A 16,108-nucleotide genomic window follows, 5' to 3' on the forward strand; every position below is an offset into this window, starting at 1 on the left:
GCGCCGGCCCCCGCCGCCGTGGAAGGCGCCGCGGCAGCCCCCGTGGCCCCGGCCGAGGCCGGCAGCCAGGGCACCCCGTTGCCCGAGGGCGCGGCACCGATCACCACCCCGGTCATCGCACCGCCCGCCGCCTGATCCGCACCGAAAAAGTCCGGCGCCCTGGCCAAAAGCCAAGGCGCCGGACTTTTTCGTCAGGAGATCAGGAGTGCGTGGTCCACCAGTTGTACAGGTGATCCAGCGTCGGCCCCGCCGGACGACCCTGGGTCACCGCGATCATCTGCTGGTCGATATCGGTCCACGCCAGCATCGGATTGTCGTTCTGGATACCGCAGACCAGGGTCCCGCTGACCTCGTGCAGCGACGCGTTGTGCCGCCACGGTCCGGGTGACTGGATCCGTCCCGGGCAGTCCACCACGGTCGACGTCGACGCCAGATCCTCGATGGCGGCATTGAGCGCGGCGGTGTCCAGCAGCAGTGAGTACGTGGCGGACATCGGGCCGCCCGGGTCCCTGTTGACCGTGCAGGCGATGGTCGACATCGCCCCTTCCAACCGGGCCACCGGCTTGCACGCGCCGTCCGGGTAGCCCTTGGGCAGCGCCTTCATCAGCCGCGCGTTGGGATCATCGGCGTCGGCCGAAGCCGATTCCGCCGCTGAGGTTTCCGGTGCCGTGGACCGTTCGGCGGCGGGCTCATCCGGCGCCGACGGGCGCAACAGCAGATACGCCGCCCCGGCACCGATGGCCAGCACGGCGGCGGTGATCCCGACGATCACGCCGATATTCGGTCCGCGCCTCGCCGGCGGGCGCGGGACGACGGGCGGAGGTGAACCACCCGAATTCCATGTGCTCACGCCGCTGCCTCCTCACGTTTCACCGTTACCACGCTAAGCGATGGACAGCGCAATGCCGTCCAGGATGTCGTGCTCACTGACCACGAGTTCGCTCAACCCGGCCCGTTCGGCCAGTACGCGGGTCAGTTCCTGCACGATGATCGCCCCACCCGGGATGACATCGGCCCGGCCCTCGTGCATGGGACCGAGCGCCAGTCGCTGCTCCCCGGTCATCGCGAGGAGCTGCTCGCAGACCGGCAGCAGATCGCTGAAAGCCGTCCGCGACAGATGAATCGCGGCCGGGTCGTAGGCCGGCAGCCGGTGTGCCAGCGCGGCCAGCGTGGTGAAGGTGCCCGCCACGCCCACCCAGGTACGCGCGCCCTCGACCGGCACGACCGCCAGCGCCTCTTCGAGCCGTTCCCGCACCACCGCCCGGGCGGCGCCGATCTCGGCTGCCGTCGGCGGATCCGAATGCAGGCAGCGTTCCTTGATGCGCACGCAGCCGATGTCGGCCGAGAAGGACGCTGTCACCTCGGAGGCGCCCAGCACCAACTCCGTGGAGCCACCGCCGAGGTCGACGACGACGAAAGGCGCTGCGTCGGTGTCCAGTTCACCCACCGCTCCGCGGAACGACAGCTCGGCTTCCTCGGTGCCGGTGATCACCTCCGCGACCGCGCCCGGCGACACCGAACCCAGCAGCCGCGCGGTCATCGCGAAGAACTCGTCACGGTTACCGGCATCTCGGGCCGCCGACGTCGCCACCATGCGGACTGTGCGCACGCCGTGCTCACGCATCAGGTCGACGTAGTCGGACAGTGCGGACTCGGTGCGCGCCAGCGCTTCCGGCGCGAACTCCCCGGTGGCGTCCACACCCTGGCCCAGGCGCACGATGCGCATCTCGCGGTGCACATCCCGCAGCCGCCCGTCCTCGCCGGGTTCGGCGATGAGCAGCCGGATCGAATTGGTCCCGCAGTCGACTGCGCCGACCGTCATGTCCACACCTCGCTGTCCAGGATTCCGGCCATACCGGGTTCGGCGGCCAGCAGGGCGAGCGCCTCATCGCCGAACGGGTTCACCCCCGGCCCCTTGGCCAGTGCGTGCGCCATCACCACGTGCAGGCACTTGACCCGGTCGGGCATACCGCCGCCGGTGAACGTGGTGCCCAGCGATTCGATGGCATCGCGTTCGGCGAGGAAGGACTCGTGGGCGCGCAGATAGGCCGCGGCCAGCTCCGGATCCTCGGCCAGCCGGTCGGTCATCTCCCGCATCAGGCCCGAGGACTCCAACCGGCTCGCCGCGGCGGTCAGCACCGGGTGGGTCAGGTAGTACAGCGTCGGGAACGGGGTGCCGTCGGGAAGTTTGGGTGCCGTCTTCACCACGGCGGGTTCGCCGTTGGGGCACCGGTACGCGATCTCCAGGACGCCGCGCGGCTCACGGCCGAGTTGCTGCGCGACGGCGTCCAGGTCGGCCTGGTCAACCACCGGCGGGCGGGGGGTCAGCAGGGACGTCGACCGATTCGGCAGGCACGGGAGCCGGCGTGATCACCGGCGAAACCCCATGTGGGGCATCGGCAATGGTGTGCCACAGCGAGGTGTACCACGGGTCACCGGATTTCACCTCCGGGGCATCGGGGCCGGTCACCGGGGCCGCGGTGGCACCCGGGGGCAACTGCACCTGATAGGGAATGTCGCCGGGCATCACGAAACCCAGACGTTCGCGGGCCTGGGCCGCGATGAACACCGGGTCGGCGAGCTTGATCTTCTGCTGCTCCAGATCTGCGATCTGCGAACGGAGCTGCGCTTCAACGGTTTTCAACTGATTCATCTCGGTTCGCTGGGCGAAGTAGGTGCGCACCGGGCCCGCGATGGTCAGCGTGAGCACACACACCACCGCGGCCAGGATCGCCGCCCGCCGGGCAGCCGACCCGAAGCGCTGATCGGACTGCTGCTCGGCGGATTCGGCGACCGATTTGCGGATCGCTTCGGCGACGGTGTCCTGGCCGGCATCCGGGGATGCTGCCCCGGTTTCGCGGACCTCGGCCGCTTCCCGCGCCTCGCGGCCCTCCCGGCTCTCGATGGCGCGCGGTTCACGCCGCGACGCCGAACGCGGACGGCCCGCCCCGCCCGCCTTGCCCGGCCGGGGGGCAGGGCCGCGGCGGCGCGGATCGGGCCGTTTCGCGTCGGGCATGGAGCGTTTCTACTGGCTCGCAGGCACGAAACGCGGGAAGGCGAGGTCGCCGGCGTACCGTGCGGCGTCGCCGAGGGCCTCCTCGATGCGCAGCAACTGGTTGTACTTGGCCACCCGCTCGCTGCGGGCCGGCGCACCGGTCTTGATCTGACCGCTGCCCACCGCCACCGCCAGGTCGGCGATGGTGGTGTCCTCGGTCTCACCGGAACGGTGGCTCATCATGGTGCGGTAGCCGCTGTTGTGCGCCAGCGACACGGCATCCAGGGTCTCGGTCAGCGTGCCGATCTGGTTGACCTTCACCAGCAGCGCGTTGGCGGCACCCTTCTCGATGCCCTCCTCCAGGCGCTCGGGGTTGGTGACGAAGAGGTCGTCACCGACCAGCTGCACCCGGTCGCCGATGGCGGCCGTCAGCGCGACCCAGCCGTCCCAGTCGTCCTCGGACAGCGGATCCTCGATGGAGACCAGCGGGTACCCGTCGAGCAGACCGGCGTAGAACTCCGCCATCTGCTCCGCGGTGCGGGTCTCCTTCTCGAACGCGTATCCGGTGCCCTCGGTGTGGAACTCGGTGGCCGCCACGTCGAGCGCCAGCGCGATCTCGGTGCCGAGCTTGAAACCGGCGCCCTCGATGGCGGTGCCGATCAGATCGAGCGCGGCCTTGGTGCCGGGCAGATCAGGCGCGAAACCGCCCTCGTCACCCAGACCGGTGGACAGGCCCTGCTTCTTGAGCACCGACTTGAGCGAGTGGTAGACCTCCGCGCCCCAGCGCAGCGATTCCTTGAAGGTGGCCGCGCCGATCGGGGCGATCATGAACTCCTGGACGTCCACCCCGGTGTCGGCGTGGGCGCCGCCATTGATGATGTTCATCATCGGCACCGGCAGGATGTGGGCGTTGGGTCCGCCGATGTAGCGGAAGAGCGGCAGGCCGGCCGACTCGGCCGCACCGCGGGCCACCGCCAGGGACACGCCCAGGATGGCGTTGGCGCCCAGCCGCGACTTGTCCGGTGTGCCGTCCAGGTCCAGCAGCGCCTGGTCGATCAGCCGCTGGTCGTCGGCGGACAGCCCGATGACCGCCGGGGCGATCTCGTCGAGCACGGCCTCGACGGCCTTCTCCACGCCCTTGCCGCCGTAGCGGCTACCGCCGTCACGCAACTCCACAGCCTCGTGCTCGCCGGTCGAGGCGCCGGAGGGCACTGCGGCCCGGGCGACTGTTCCGTCGATCAGGGCCACCTCGACCTCAACGGTCGGGTTACCGCGCGAATCCAGGATCTCGCGGGCTCCGACCTGTTCGATGATGGGCACGGGCTCCTCCTTGGTGAAGACTGATCTCTTACTGGGTCTTGTGCTCATAAGAGCCTAGAGGTTGCGCGTCGGCGCGGCGTGCTCAGATGGGATGACCGTCGGCGTAAGCGGTGGCCCAGTCCCGGACGCTGCGCGCGTACTGGTTGGACAGGTTGTAGGCGCGCAGCGCCTCCATCCAGCCCCGCGGGGTCGACAAGTCCTTGCCCCGCCAGCACAGATAGCCCGCCGCCGAGAGCGCCGCGTCGTCGAAGTTGTCCGGGCTGATGACGTTGTCGTTGTTGGCGTCCACCCCGTACAGCCGCCAGGTCTCCGGGATGAACTGCATGGGCCCCATCGCCCGGTCCAGGTGCGGATCCCCGTCCAGCGCTCCGTTGTCGGTGTCGAGGATCTGCATGTTGCCCAGCGTGCCGTCGAGCTGCACACCACGGATCGGTGGGCGCACGTCGCCGTTCGGCGCGATGGTGGCCCCCTGATAGGTGCCGTGATGGCTCTCGATCATCCCGATACCGGCCAGCGTCGTCCAGGCCAGATTGCACTTGGGGTTGACCACCTGGGCCACCCGCGCGGCATAGGCGTAGGCCTCCAGGGCCTTGGCCGGGATGCCGATCGCCGGTGCCAGCTCGGCCGCCCAGTCGCTGAGCTGGTCGGCGGGCCGGCCGGTGGCGTTCGTATCGATCTCGGGGACGGCGGCGCCGCGTGGCGGCGGCACACCCTCGGGAATCGGGTCACCGGTCTGGAACGAACAACTGGAGGCCAGCAGCAGCAGCGTCGCGGTCAGCACGGCGGCCACCCGCCACCAACGGAGCCGTCGCGTCACCGCGTTGGGCGCCGGTTCCGGGTCGGAGATCGCTGCGGGAACGGTCGGCGCCGGGCGCGACACACTCCCTATGTCGGACAAGGCTCTCCCTCAAACCACCGGCAATAACAACGACAGATGGGGGCCGATATCCCCCGATCAAGAGTAACGGTGGCGCCGACCGGCATCCCTGAACCGGCGAATCGGAGCCGATGAGCTAGGTATGCCTATCCAACGTAGGTCGAACAGGTACTGTGCTGACATTCACTAGAGGAGGATCGATGGGACGGCATTTCGCCTGGCAGATACCGGTTGTCGCGGCAGCACTCATTCTCAGCGGCTGTTCGAGCAACAGCTCGGACAGCGGCTCGGACGCGTCGACCTCGAGTGCCACGTCGGGCGCGTCGGCGACCAGCTCTGAGGCAGCGGCCCCCAACCCGCTGACCGAGAAGGTCGGCGACGAGTACAAGGCGTATTCGATCGCCCAGGTCGATGAACTAATTGCCGCCGTCAAGGTGTTCACCGACGCGGTCCGCGCTGGTGACGTGAAGGCCGCCCAGGACGCCTACGCGCCGTCCCGTATGCCGTGGGAGCGCATCGAGCCGCTCGCCGAGCTCATTCCGGACGTCGACGGCAAGGTCGACTCCCGCGTGGACGACTTCGCCAACGAAGACGATCCGGCATTCACCGGCTGGCACCGCCTGGAGTACCTGTTGTTCGTCAAGAACACCACCGATGGCGGCGCCCCGTTCGCCGACCAGCTCGACGCCGATATCGCCGGGCTGAAGGACGAGATGGCCAAGCTCGAGGTGCCACCGCTGAAGGTGGCCACCGGAGCCTCCGAGCTCATCGAAGAGGTGTCGTCCGGCAAGATCACCGGTGAAGAAGAGCGGTACTCCAAGACCGACCTGTGGGACTTCGACGCAAACCTGCAGGGTTCACAGGCCGCCGTCGACAAGCTCACGCCGGCCCTTCAGGAGGTCGATCCCGCGCTGCTCGGCAAGATCGACGGCGGCATCACCGAGATCTACGCCACCCTGCAGCCCCTGCGCCAAGGTGACGGCTGGGTGCTCTACTGCACCGAAAACGACCCTTACCCGTCTGACCGGTGCCCGGCCGTCACGGTGACGCCCCAGGTCATCGATACTCTCAAGGCGCAGTTGGCCGGCTTGTCCGAGAATCTGTCGCAGGTCTCGGGAGTACTGAAACTGCAGTGACGCAGGAGTCACCACGTCGCGGGATCTCCCGCCGCGGATTCGTCGCGGGTGCCCTCGGTACCGGCGCCGCGGTGGGAGCGGGCGCGCTCGCGGGCTGTTCCTCGGACAGTGCGTCGCCCGGGGTCACCGCCACCGAACGGTTCATCGAATTCGAGGGCCCGCACCAGGCCGGGATCACCGCGCTGCCCATCCCCGAACAGGGGCTGATCGCATCGTTCAACGTGCACGCCCGCAACCGCGCCGAACTGACCTCGACGCTGCGCGAGCTCACCGACGAGATCCGCGGCCTGATGGCCGGAAAGCCGCCCGAGACAAGGGATCCCGCCTATCCACCGATGGACTCCGGGATCCTCGGCGAGAAGCCGCCCGCCGACAATCTGTCCATTGTGGTCGGTGTCGGGGCATCCCTGTTCGACGGCCGCTTCGGGTTGGCCGATCGCAAACCCCGCGAGCTGGTCACCATGCCGTTCCTGGCCAATGACCGGCTGGATCCCAAGCTGTCGCACGGCGACATCTCCATCATCTTCGAGTCCGGCCACAACGACACGATGCAGTTCGCGTTGCGGCAGTTGATGCGTCGCACCCGCAGCGATCTGGTGTTGCGCTGGATGATCGACGGCTACGCCCGGGGCATCGGCGCCGGGCGCGCCGCCGTCAGCTCGAACAAAGACGCCGCCACCCCGCGAAACCTGCTGGGGTTCAAGGACGGTACCTCCAATCTTGACGTGGCCGACGACGCCGTGATGAATCGCCATGTGTGGGTGGGTGCCGACGACGACGAGCCCGACTGGGCCGTCGGCGGGACCTATCAGGCCGTGCGCATCATCCGGAACTTCGTCGAGTTCTGGGACCGTACCCAGCTCATCGAGCAGGAGGCACTGATCGGCCGGGCCAAGGTCAGCGGCGCACCGCTCGGCATGACCGGCGAGTTCGACGACCCGGACTTCCCGGCGGACCCGGACGGCGCTCGGATCAAGCTGAACGCGCACATCCGGCTGGCCAACCCGCGCACCCCGGAAACCGAAGAGAACCTCATCCTGCGCCGCGGCTTCAACTACTCGCGCGGTTTCGACGGCGCCGGCCGCCTCGATCAGGGCCTGGCGTTCGTCGCCTACCAGCGCAGCCTGCAGAAAGGCTTCCTGACCGTGCAGGAACGGCTCAAGGGCGAGCCGCTGGAGGAGTACATCATGCCCGTGGGCGGCGGGTTCTTCTTCGTGCTGCCCGGGGTGACGGGCCACGACCGGTTCCTCGGCGACCGGCTCGTCGACTACTAGTCGTAGTAGAGTCCCGCTCGTGACCACGCCGGCAAGACGCGCGCACCGGCTGCGCGCTGGGCTGGTCGGTGTCAGCGCAGCGGCCGGCACCACCGGTGCGCACGCCGCCGCGTCGGGCGTGTTCCCGCACGGCGCCGCCCTGGTCGCGGCGCTGCTGGTGTGCGCCACCTCGGGTGCGGCCGCGGCCGGCATCCGGCTGCAGAACCGGCACGCCCAACTGCTCGCACTGATCGCGGCCCTGGGTGCCGCGCAGTTGCTCGGTCACCTCACCCTGGCGTTGGCCGGCGGCCATCACGGTGGGGGCGGTCTGGGCCTGAGCCCCGCTATGTTCGCGGCCCACGCCGGGGCGGCGGTGGTGCTCGGTATCGCCATCGGCGCCGTCGAGCACCTGTACCTGGTGTGCTCATCGGTGCTGCGCTGGCTGCGGCTCTTCGCGACCGTCAGCCCGCGCCCGGCGCCTCCGCGCACCCGGCGCCGTACCAACAACGTTGTCGCACAGTCACTTCTGTGGCGTACCGGGCTGGGCATGCGCGCCCCGCCGATGGGTGGCGTCGCGACCGCATAGCGGTCGCTCCTGTCACGATGCCGCGCTCCTCCGGTCGCGGCCGTCCGCACGCCTGCTTCATCGGGCGCTGCGTCCCACCCATCGCTTCTGCTGAAGGCAGCTTTCATGACCCAATCCGGCGACACCGTCGAATCCACGTCCACCACCGACCCAGGACCACCGCGGCGCAGTTGGCGCCCCCTGGTGGTGCGCCTGCACTTCTACGCGGGTGTGCTGATCGCCCCGTTCATCCTGATCGCCGCGCTCACCGGCGGCCTGTACGCGATGGCCCCGTCCATCGAACGCGTCGTCTACGGCGACATCCTGACCGTGCCGGAATCCGGCCAGCCCATCGCGCTGGACGACCAGGCCGCCGCCGCGCAGAACGCCTTCCCGGCGTTGACCATGACCGGCATGCGCCCGGCCGCCGATCCGGGTGACTCCACCCGGGTGTACTTCGCCGACCCCTCCCTCGACGAGGAACTGCAGCGTGCGGTCTTCGTCGACCCGTACACCGGGCGGGTGCTCGGCGACGAGGCGAGCTGGCTGGGTTACCTGCCGGTGAGCACCTGGCTGGACGGCTTCCACCGGCACCTCAACCTCGGCGAACCGGGCCGCGTCTACAGCGAGCTCGCGGCCTCCTGGCTGTGGGTGGTCGCCCTCGGCGGTGTGGTGCTGTGGCTGACCAAGGCGGCCGCCGAGCGTCGCCGCAACCGGCCCGGCCGCGTGCTGCGCCTCGATCGCAGCCTCAAGGGCCGTGCCCGCACCATGAACTGGCATGGCACCACCGGTGTGTGGCTGCTCGCGGCACTGCTGTTCCTGTCCGCCACCGGCATCACCTGGTCGACGTACGCCGGGGAGCACGTCACCGAACTGCGGTCGGCGATGAACTGGAAGCGTCCGGCGCTGGACACCGCCCTGACGCCGGCGGCGGCCGTGGTGCCCGACGAACACGCCGGCCACACCGGGCACACGGCACCGGTGAGCGGGTCCGGACCTGTCGATTTCGATGCGGTGCTTCGCGCCGCGGCCGGCGCGGGTGTGCGCCTGCCGCTGGAGGTGACGCTGCCCGCCGAACCCGGACAGGGCATCGGCGTTGCCGAGATCGAGAAGCCCTACCGGCTGACCACGAACGCCGCCTCGGTGGATCCGGCGACCAACACGGTGACCAGCGAAATCGATTACTGGCGTGACTATTCGGTGGTCGCCATGCTCGCCGACTGGGGTATCCGCGGGCACATGGGTCTGCTGTTCGGCCTGCTGAACCAGCTGCTACTGCTCGGTATCGCGGTCGCGCTGGTCGCGGTGATCGTCGGTGGATACCGAATGTGGTGGCAGCGCCGCCCGACCCGCGGATCAGCGTGGGCGGTCGGCCGCCCACCGGTGCGGGGCGGCCTGCGGCGGCTGTCCCCTGTCACGATCGGTGTGCTGACGGTGGCCGCGGTGGCGGTCGGCTGGTTCCTTCCGCTGCTTGGAATCTCGTTGGCCGCCTTCGTGGTGCTGGACCTCGCCATCGGTGCGGCCAAGCGGCGCAAGGAGCTTTCCGATGCGTAGGTTTCTGATCGCTCTGGTCGTCGCGCTGCTGGCCACCGGTTGCACCTCGCCCACCGCGGAGCACTCCGACCACGCGATGGCCTCCGAGGTGGTGCTCGAAGAGCAGTGGGCGTCGGCCGGCGACGGCGAGATGGCCGCGGTGTTCGGCACGCTGGTCAACCACGGGCACCACGAGGCCCGCATCGTGTCCGGCAGCTCGCCGGCGGCGGGTCACGTCGAGGTGCATGAGGTCGCCGGCGAGGCCGGTACGAAAACCATGCGCCCCAAGGAAGGTGGGATCGTGCTGCCGGCCGGCGGGAGCCACGAACTGGCGCCGGGCGGTGATCATCTGATGCTGATGGATCTCACCGCACCGCTGTCGGCGGGCTCCGATATCGCACTCACGGTGCAGTTCGAGGACGGTTCCACGCTGCCGGTCACCGTGCAGGTGCGGGACTTCGCCGGGGCCAACGAGGAATACCAGCCCGGGCACAACGGCCATGGTTGATGTCAACCGGCGGCGCCTCCTCACCGGGGGCGCCGCCGCGCTGGCCGCCGGCGCCGCCCTCACCCAATGCGGGGCCGCGCAATCCGCCACCCCGGCAGCCGACGGTTTCGGCGGTAACGCCGAGCCGTTTTACGGCATGCACCAGGGCGGCATCACCACCGCGCCGCAGGCCCACGCGCTGTTCGTCGCACTCGATCTGACGCCGGATGCCGGGCGCAGCGCCCGCGCGACGCTGGCCGCGGTGCTCAAGCTGTGGTCGGCGGACGCGGCCAGGCTCACCCAGGGCCGACCTGCCCTMGCCGATACCGAACCCGAACTGGCCGCACGTCCGGCACGACTGACCGTCAGCGTCGGGTTGGGCCCCGCACTGTTCGACGGCATCGGACTGGCGCACCGGCGGCCGCCGACCGCCATCGCGATGCCCGCGTTCCGGACCGACCGGCTCGACCCGGCGTTCTGCGGCGGCGACGTGCTGCTGCAGATCTGCGCCGACGACCCGATGGTCGTCGCGCATACCAGCCGGGTGTTGCTGAAGAACGTGCGGGCGATGACGCGGCAACGCTGGCGTCAGAACGGTTTCCGGCATGCGCATGGTGCCGACGGATCGGGCCGCACCATGCGCAACCTGATGGGGCAGGTGGACGGCACCGCGAACCTCCGGGATGCCGGAGAGTTCGACCGGTTCATCTGGGACGAGGGCGCCGGGCAGCCGTGGTTCGCCGGGGGCACCATCCTGGTGCTGCGCCGGATCCGCGCCGAGATGGACACCTGGGACGAACTCGACCGGGCCAGCAAGGAATTCGCGGTGGGCCGACGTCTGGACACCGGCGCCCCGCTGACCGGGACACGTGAGGACGACGTGCCCGATCTGGACGCGCAGGTGGGCGGCATCCCGGTCATTCCGCCCAATTCGCATATCGCGCTGGCACGTCACCACAATGACGACGAGCGGTTCCTGCGGCGGCCCTACAACTACGACGATCCCCCACCCGCCGGGGTGACCACCGACAGCGGGCTGATCTTCGCGAGCTATTTGAGGGACCCGGCGCGCCAGTTCATCCCGGTGCAGCAGCGATTGGCCGACGCGGACGCGATGAACCAGTGGATCACCACGGTGGGGTCGGCGACGTTCGCGATGCTGCCGGGTGTGGCCGAGGGCGACTGGTTGGGGCAGACCCTACTGTCATGACCGCCGAAACTGTATTCCAGAGGGCAAAGTTCGAGAGCCCGCCGTCTGGAATACAGTTTCGGCGAAGAGGGTTCAGCCGGGCCAGTGGGCGCGCCATTCGTCGGCGCCGATCGGATCTGACGGCGCCTCCCCGATGGCGTCGCCGCCGCGGGCGGCCTCGATGGCCTGCTCGGTGCGGCGGACCGTGTCGATGAACTCCAGTGTGGCTGTGCGCAGGGTGTTCTCGGCGTCGGAGTCCACCCCGATCCGCACCTCGCGCAGCGCATCGGGGATCAATTCGTCGGGGATCCCCGCTCCGGCGCAGCGTTCGAGCACCTTCTGCGTCAGCGCCAGCGCGGGCTGTCCGGTCGGGACATCGTCCATGCAGGAGTCGCGCACCTTCTCGTTGCGCTTGCGTTCCTCCCACTGGGCGAGCTGCTCCTCCAGTGACACCGAGTCACCGGCGAGCACCCCGGCCGCCCGGTTGCCCAGTTTGCGGACCAGCGCGTCAGCGACATCGTCGATGCCGAACGGGTGAGCCGGCGCGTCCTCGGCGATGCGGGAGTGAAAAAGCACTTGCAGCAACACATCTCCGAGTTCCTCGCGCAGTTCCTCGGCGTCGCCGCCGCGCACCGCGTCGAACAGCTCGTAGGTCTCCTCCAGCAGGTAGCGCCGCAGCGAATCGTGGGTCTGCTCGCTCTCCCACGGGCCGTCGGTGCGCAGCTTGTCCATGATCGCGACCGCGTCGACCAGCCGCTCGCCGGCCTGCGGGCCGGGCGCCGCGATCAGCTGCTCCCCCGCCGCCAGCCGGGCCTTCACACTGGGATGGTCGGGATCCGAGGACAGCAGCACCGGGGCCGGTTCGCCGGCGTAGTCCGGGCGCGCCGAGGGCAGCGACCACGGCACCTTGATCGGCATCTCCTCGGTGTACTGCACGTCACCGGCGAGCAGGCCGACGGCTTCCACCGGCACCTGGGAAGGCCGGCGCGGGTCGACCAGGACGACTGTCATTGCGCACCTCCCATAGCGGTGATGTCGACCTCATTGGCCGGTCGACCGTCCAGGGCCAGCAGAAGACCCGCAACCGCTTGCAGCAGTTCGAGGTCGCGGATACGCGGGGCGCCCACCCCGGTGCCTGCCCGCGGAATCGGGATCTGCACCGTCGACGTCGTCGCCCGGTAGGCCGACCCCGGGTAGACCCGCTTGAGCCGCATCTGACCGGAGTCCAGCAGCGTCAACGGTGCGACCTTGATGGTGGCATCGGAGATCGTCGCCACCTCGGTGACCCCGTATTCGCGGCACAGCAGCCGCAGCCGCGCCACCGCGATCAGGCGTTGTGCCGGCTCGGGCAGCGGACCGTAGCGGTCGACGAGTTCCTCGATGACGCGGTCCACCCCGGCCGCGTCGGAGGCCGCGGCCAGCCTGCGGTAGGCCTCCAGCCGCAGCCGGTCGCTGCCGATGTAATCCGGCGGGAAGTGGGCGTCGACCGGCAGGTCGATGCGCACATCCTTGGGTTCCTCGACGGTGCTGACGGTCTTGCCGTCCACGGCGGCGCGGTAGGCCTCGACGGCCTCACCCACCAGCCGCACGTACAGATCGAACCCGACGCCGGCGACGTGGCCGGACTGTTCGACACCCAGCACGTTGCCCGCGCCGCGAATCTCCAAGTCCTTCATGGCCACTGCCATACCAGCGCCGAGTTCGTTGTTCTGGGCGATGGTGGCCAGCCGGTCATGGGCGGTCTCGGTCAGCGGCACCTCCGGCGGATACAGGAAGTACGCGTACCCGCGCTCGCGGCTCCGGCCAACCCGGCCGCGCAGCTGGTGCAGCTGCGACAGACCGAAGGTGTCGGCGCGCTCCACGATCAGGGTGTTGGCGTTCGAGATGTCCAGGCCGGTCTCCACGATGGTGGTGCAGACCAGGATGTCGTAGTCACGATTCCAGAAGCCCTCGACGGTCTTCTCCAGGGTCTCCTCGGCCATCTGGCCGTGTGCCACCACCACGCGCGCCTCCGGCACCATGGCCTGTACCCGTGCGGCGGCCTGATCGATCGACTTGACCCGGTTGTGGATGTAGAACGCCTGCCCGTCGCGCAGCAGTTCGCGGCGCAGCGCCGCGGCGACCTGCTTGTCGTCGTGCGGGCCGACGTAGGTGAGCACCGGGAACCGTTCCTCGGGCGGCGTCAGGATGGTCGACATCTCGCGGATGCCGGCCAGGCTCATCTCGAGGGTGCGCGGAATCGGGGTGGCGCTCATGGTCAGGACGTCGACGTGGGTCCGCAGGCTCTTGATGTGTTCCTTGTGCTCGACACCGAAACGCTGTTCCTCGTCGACGATCACCAGCCCGAGGTCCTTCCAGCGCACCGCGGTCTGCAGCAGCCGGTGCGTGCCGATGACGATGTCCACCGAACCGTCGGCCATCCCCTCCAGGGTGGCCTTCGAGTCGGCCCCATCGGTGAACCGGGACAGCCCCTTCACGGTGACCGGGAAGCCCGCGGTGCGGGCGGTGAAGGTCTGCAGATGCTGGTCGGCCAGCAGTGTCGTCGGCACCAGCACCGCCACCTGCTTACCGTCCTGCACGGCCTTGAATGCTGCGCGGACCGCGATCTCGGTCTTGCCGTAGCCGACGTCACCGCAGATCACCCGGTCCATCGGGACCGGCTTCTCCATATCGGCCTTGACCTCGGTGATGGCGGTCAGCTGGTCCATGGTCTCGGTGAAGCCGAACGCATCCTCCATCTCGGCCTGCCACGGGGTGTCCGGCCCGAACGCGTGGCCCGGGGCGGCCTGGCGTTTGGCGTACAGCGACACCAGCTCACCGGCGATCTCCCGAACAGCCTTGCGCGCCTTGGTTTTCGTGTTGGTCCAGTCGCTGCCGCCGAGGCGGCTCAGGGTGGGCGCCTGGCCGCCGACATACCGGGACAGCTGGTCCAGGGAGTCCATCGGCACGTACAGCTTGTCGGTACCACCGCCCCGCTTGGACGACGCGTATTCCAGCACCAGGTATTCGCGGCGCGCGCCGCCGATCACCCGTTCGGTCATCTCGACGAACTTGCCGATGCCGTGTTGATCGTGCACCACCAGATCGCCTGCGGCCAGCGCCAGCGGGTCGACGACGTTGCGGCGTTTGGCGGCAAGCCTTTTCCCGTCGGTGGCCGCGACCCGGTTACCGGTGAGGTCGGTCTCGGTGATGATGACCAGGTTGGCCCCGGGGATCACCAGCCCGTCGTGCAGCGGTCCCTTGAGCACGCCGACCACGCCGGCCGCGGGCTGCGCGCCGGGCTCCAGAAGCGCTGCCGGCGTGTCGGATTCACCGAGCTGTTCGACGACGCGGTGCGCGGTACCGGTGCCCGGCGTCACCACCACGCCGTACCCACCGGTGAGGACATGCGCGCGCAGCATGGCGAAGATCTCCTCGACCGCGTTTTGGCTGCGCGCCGAGGGAGCGGGCCGGATATCGAGTTCCAGCGCCGATTCGTCGTTGAGCTGGCTCAGCGTCCACCAGCGGCCGGCCGCGGCCCGCACCTCGTCGAGTTCGCGGAAACCGGAACCGCCGAGCGCTTCGATATCGACCGGTGCGGCCCCGCCGATGGCAGCGACCGACCAGGACGCCTCCAGGAACTCCCGGCCGGTGCGGATCAGGTCGGCGGCGCGCGAGCGCACCTTCTCCGGGTCGCACACCAGCACCGGCGTGCCCTCGGGCAGGTGCGTGGTGAGCAGGGTCAGCGCGTCGGGCTGCAGCACCGGCAGCAGCGCCTCCATCCCGTCGACCGGAATGCCCTCGGCGAGCTTGGCCAGCATGTCGCCGACGCCGCCGGCGACGGTGTTGTCGGTCTGCGGGCCGGCGTCGACGAGTTGACCCGCGCGTTCCTTGACCGCATCGCTGAGCAGGATCTCCCGGCACGGAACGGCCACCAGGTGATTGATCTCGATCTCGGTGATGGACCGCTGATCGGCCACCGAGAACATCCGCATCTCGCTGACCTCGTCACCCCAGAACTCGACGCGCACAGGGTGTTCGGCGGTCGGCGGGAAGATGTCGAGGATGCCGCCGCGGACCGCGAACTCGCCGCGCTTGGCCACCATGTCCACCCGGGTGTAGGCCAGCTCGACCAGCCGGGCGATGGTGGCATCGAAATCGGAATCGGCCCCGACGGCGAGCGTCACCGGTTCGATGTCACCGAGGTCGATCACCATCGGCTGTAGCAGCGAGCGGGTGGTGGTGACGACGACCCGCAGCGGTGGCCCCAGGTGTTCGTCCTCGGGATGCGCGAGCCTGCGCAGCAGCATCATCCGGGCGCCGACCGTCTCCACGCCGGGTGAGAGCCGCTCGTGGGGCAGCGTCTCCCAGGACGGGAACAGCGCGACGGCGTCGCCGAAGACGGCCTGCAGTTCGGCGGTCAGGTCGTCGGCCTCGCGGCCGGTGGCGGTCACCACCAGCAGCGGGCCGGTGCGCGCCAGCGCGGCGGCGGCGAACAGCCGCGCGCTGGCCGGCCCGACCATCGCCAGCGAGTCCGGACGGGTCTGTGCGCGGTCGATCAGATCGGTGAAGGTGGGCGAGCTGAGCGCCAGGTCGACGAGCCCCGCGATCGAGTTTTGGACATGCGTGTGCCCCGGTGCGGTCATGATGGCTCCATCCTAGGCGGCACCCTTCAGTGACGAATCTCGCGCCGGAATACCCGGAATTTTGGTGACCGAACGGTGGCCGCCACGGTGTTAACGTGCTGGCAGGCATTCATGGGGGCGGGGGCGAC

The 16,108-nt window shown here is 69.4% G+C and carries 14 protein-coding genes; 6 read left to right on the plus strand and 8 right to left on the minus strand.

The window, feature by feature from the left end; translation table 11 throughout:
* Nucleotides 1-199: 199 nt before the first annotated feature.
* The 6 genes from AC1DTF_RS16410 to AC1DTF_RS16435 all read right to left on the minus strand — a co-directional run bounded on the left by AC1DTF_RS16410 (nt 200) and on the right by AC1DTF_RS16435 (nt 5,132).
* Nucleotides 200-850: a hypothetical protein gene (locus AC1DTF_RS16410; RefSeq protein ID WP_477474830.1), complete on the minus strand. Its 651-nt coding sequence runs from the start codon at nt 848-850 to the stop codon at nt 200-202.
* A gap of 33 nt (nt 851-883) precedes the next feature.
* Nucleotides 884-1,822, minus strand: a complete 939-nt coding sequence (locus AC1DTF_RS16415) for a Ppx/GppA phosphatase family protein (RefSeq protein WP_477474831.1) — start codon at nt 1,820-1,822, stop codon at nt 884-886.
* Nucleotides 1,819-2,310: a DUF501 domain-containing protein gene (locus AC1DTF_RS16420; RefSeq protein ID WP_057168245.1), complete on the minus strand. Its 492-nt coding sequence runs from the start codon at nt 2,308-2,310 to the stop codon at nt 1,819-1,821. The genes AC1DTF_RS16415 and AC1DTF_RS16420 overlap by 4 nt, the downstream gene beginning before the upstream one ends.
* On the minus strand, nt 2,303-3,016 hold the full coding sequence (locus tag AC1DTF_RS16425) for an FtsB family cell division protein (protein WP_057168246.1): 714 nt from the start codon (nt 3,014-3,016) through the stop codon (nt 2,303-2,305). The genes AC1DTF_RS16420 and AC1DTF_RS16425 overlap by 8 nt, the downstream gene beginning before the upstream one ends.
* A gap of 9 nt (nt 3,017-3,025) precedes the next feature.
* The gene (eno, locus tag AC1DTF_RS16430) at nt 3,026-4,315 is read right to left on the minus strand and encodes a phosphopyruvate hydratase (RefSeq protein WP_477474832.1); all 1,290 of its coding nucleotides are present in this window, start codon (nt 4,313-4,315) and stop codon (nt 3,026-3,028) included.
* Nucleotides 4,316-4,397: 82 nt separating this feature from the next.
* The gene (locus AC1DTF_RS16435; protein WP_477474864.1) at nt 4,398-5,132 is read right to left on the minus strand and encodes a lytic transglycosylase domain-containing protein; all 735 of its coding nucleotides are present in this window, start codon (nt 5,130-5,132) and stop codon (nt 4,398-4,400) included.
* A 260-nt stretch (nt 5,133-5,392) separates the two neighbouring features.
* Between AC1DTF_RS16435 and AC1DTF_RS16440 the strand changes: the two genes are divergently transcribed.
* The 6 genes from AC1DTF_RS16440 (at nt 5,393) to AC1DTF_RS16465 (ending at nt 11,376) form a co-directional block, all read left to right on the plus strand.
* A complete protein-coding gene (locus AC1DTF_RS16440; protein ID WP_057168248.1) occupies nt 5,393-6,328 on the plus strand; it encodes an EfeM/EfeO family lipoprotein in 936 nt (311 codons plus the stop codon).
* On the plus strand, nt 6,325-7,602 hold the full coding sequence (locus AC1DTF_RS16445) for a Dyp-type peroxidase (RefSeq protein ID WP_477474833.1): 1,278 nt from the start codon (nt 6,325-6,327) through the stop codon (nt 7,600-7,602). Before AC1DTF_RS16440 ends, AC1DTF_RS16445 begins: the two co-directional genes overlap by 4 nt.
* Before the next feature lie 19 nt (nt 7,603-7,621).
* Nucleotides 7,622-8,167, plus strand: a complete 546-nt coding sequence (locus AC1DTF_RS16450) for a hypothetical protein (protein ID WP_057168250.1) — start codon at nt 7,622-7,624, stop codon at nt 8,165-8,167.
* Between the two features lie 105 nt (nt 8,168-8,272).
* Nucleotides 8,273-9,700, plus strand: a complete 1,428-nt coding sequence (locus AC1DTF_RS16455) for a PepSY-associated TM helix domain-containing protein (protein WP_477474834.1) — start codon at nt 8,273-8,275, stop codon at nt 9,698-9,700.
* Nucleotides 9,693-10,187, plus strand: a complete 495-nt coding sequence (locus tag AC1DTF_RS16460; RefSeq protein ID WP_477474835.1) for a copper chaperone PCu(A)C — start codon at nt 9,693-9,695, stop codon at nt 10,185-10,187. Before AC1DTF_RS16455 ends, AC1DTF_RS16460 begins: the two co-directional genes overlap by 8 nt.
* Nucleotides 10,180-11,376 carry a Dyp-type peroxidase gene (locus tag AC1DTF_RS16465; protein ID WP_477474836.1) on the plus strand — a complete coding sequence of 399 codons (1,197 nt, stop codon included), beginning with the start codon at nt 10,180-10,182 and terminating at the stop codon, nt 11,374-11,376. Before AC1DTF_RS16460 ends, AC1DTF_RS16465 begins: the two co-directional genes overlap by 8 nt.
* A gap of 72 nt (nt 11,377-11,448) precedes the next feature.
* Here the strand turns inward: AC1DTF_RS16465 and AC1DTF_RS16470 are convergent, their stop codons facing one another.
* Together AC1DTF_RS16470 and mfd are read right to left on the minus strand one after the other, a co-directional pair.
* Nucleotides 11,449-12,366, minus strand: a complete 918-nt coding sequence (locus AC1DTF_RS16470) for a nucleoside triphosphate pyrophosphohydrolase (RefSeq protein WP_477474837.1) — start codon at nt 12,364-12,366, stop codon at nt 11,449-11,451.
* Complete coding sequence (gene mfd, locus AC1DTF_RS16475) at nt 12,363-15,980, minus strand: transcription-repair coupling factor (RefSeq protein ID WP_057168255.1); 3,618 nt, start codon at nt 15,978-15,980, stop codon at nt 12,363-12,365. The genes AC1DTF_RS16470 and mfd overlap by 4 nt, the downstream gene beginning before the upstream one ends.
* Nucleotides 15,981-16,108: the final 128 nt, after the last annotated feature.

This window comes from Mycobacterium sp. P4_H6 (assembly GCF_056400845.1).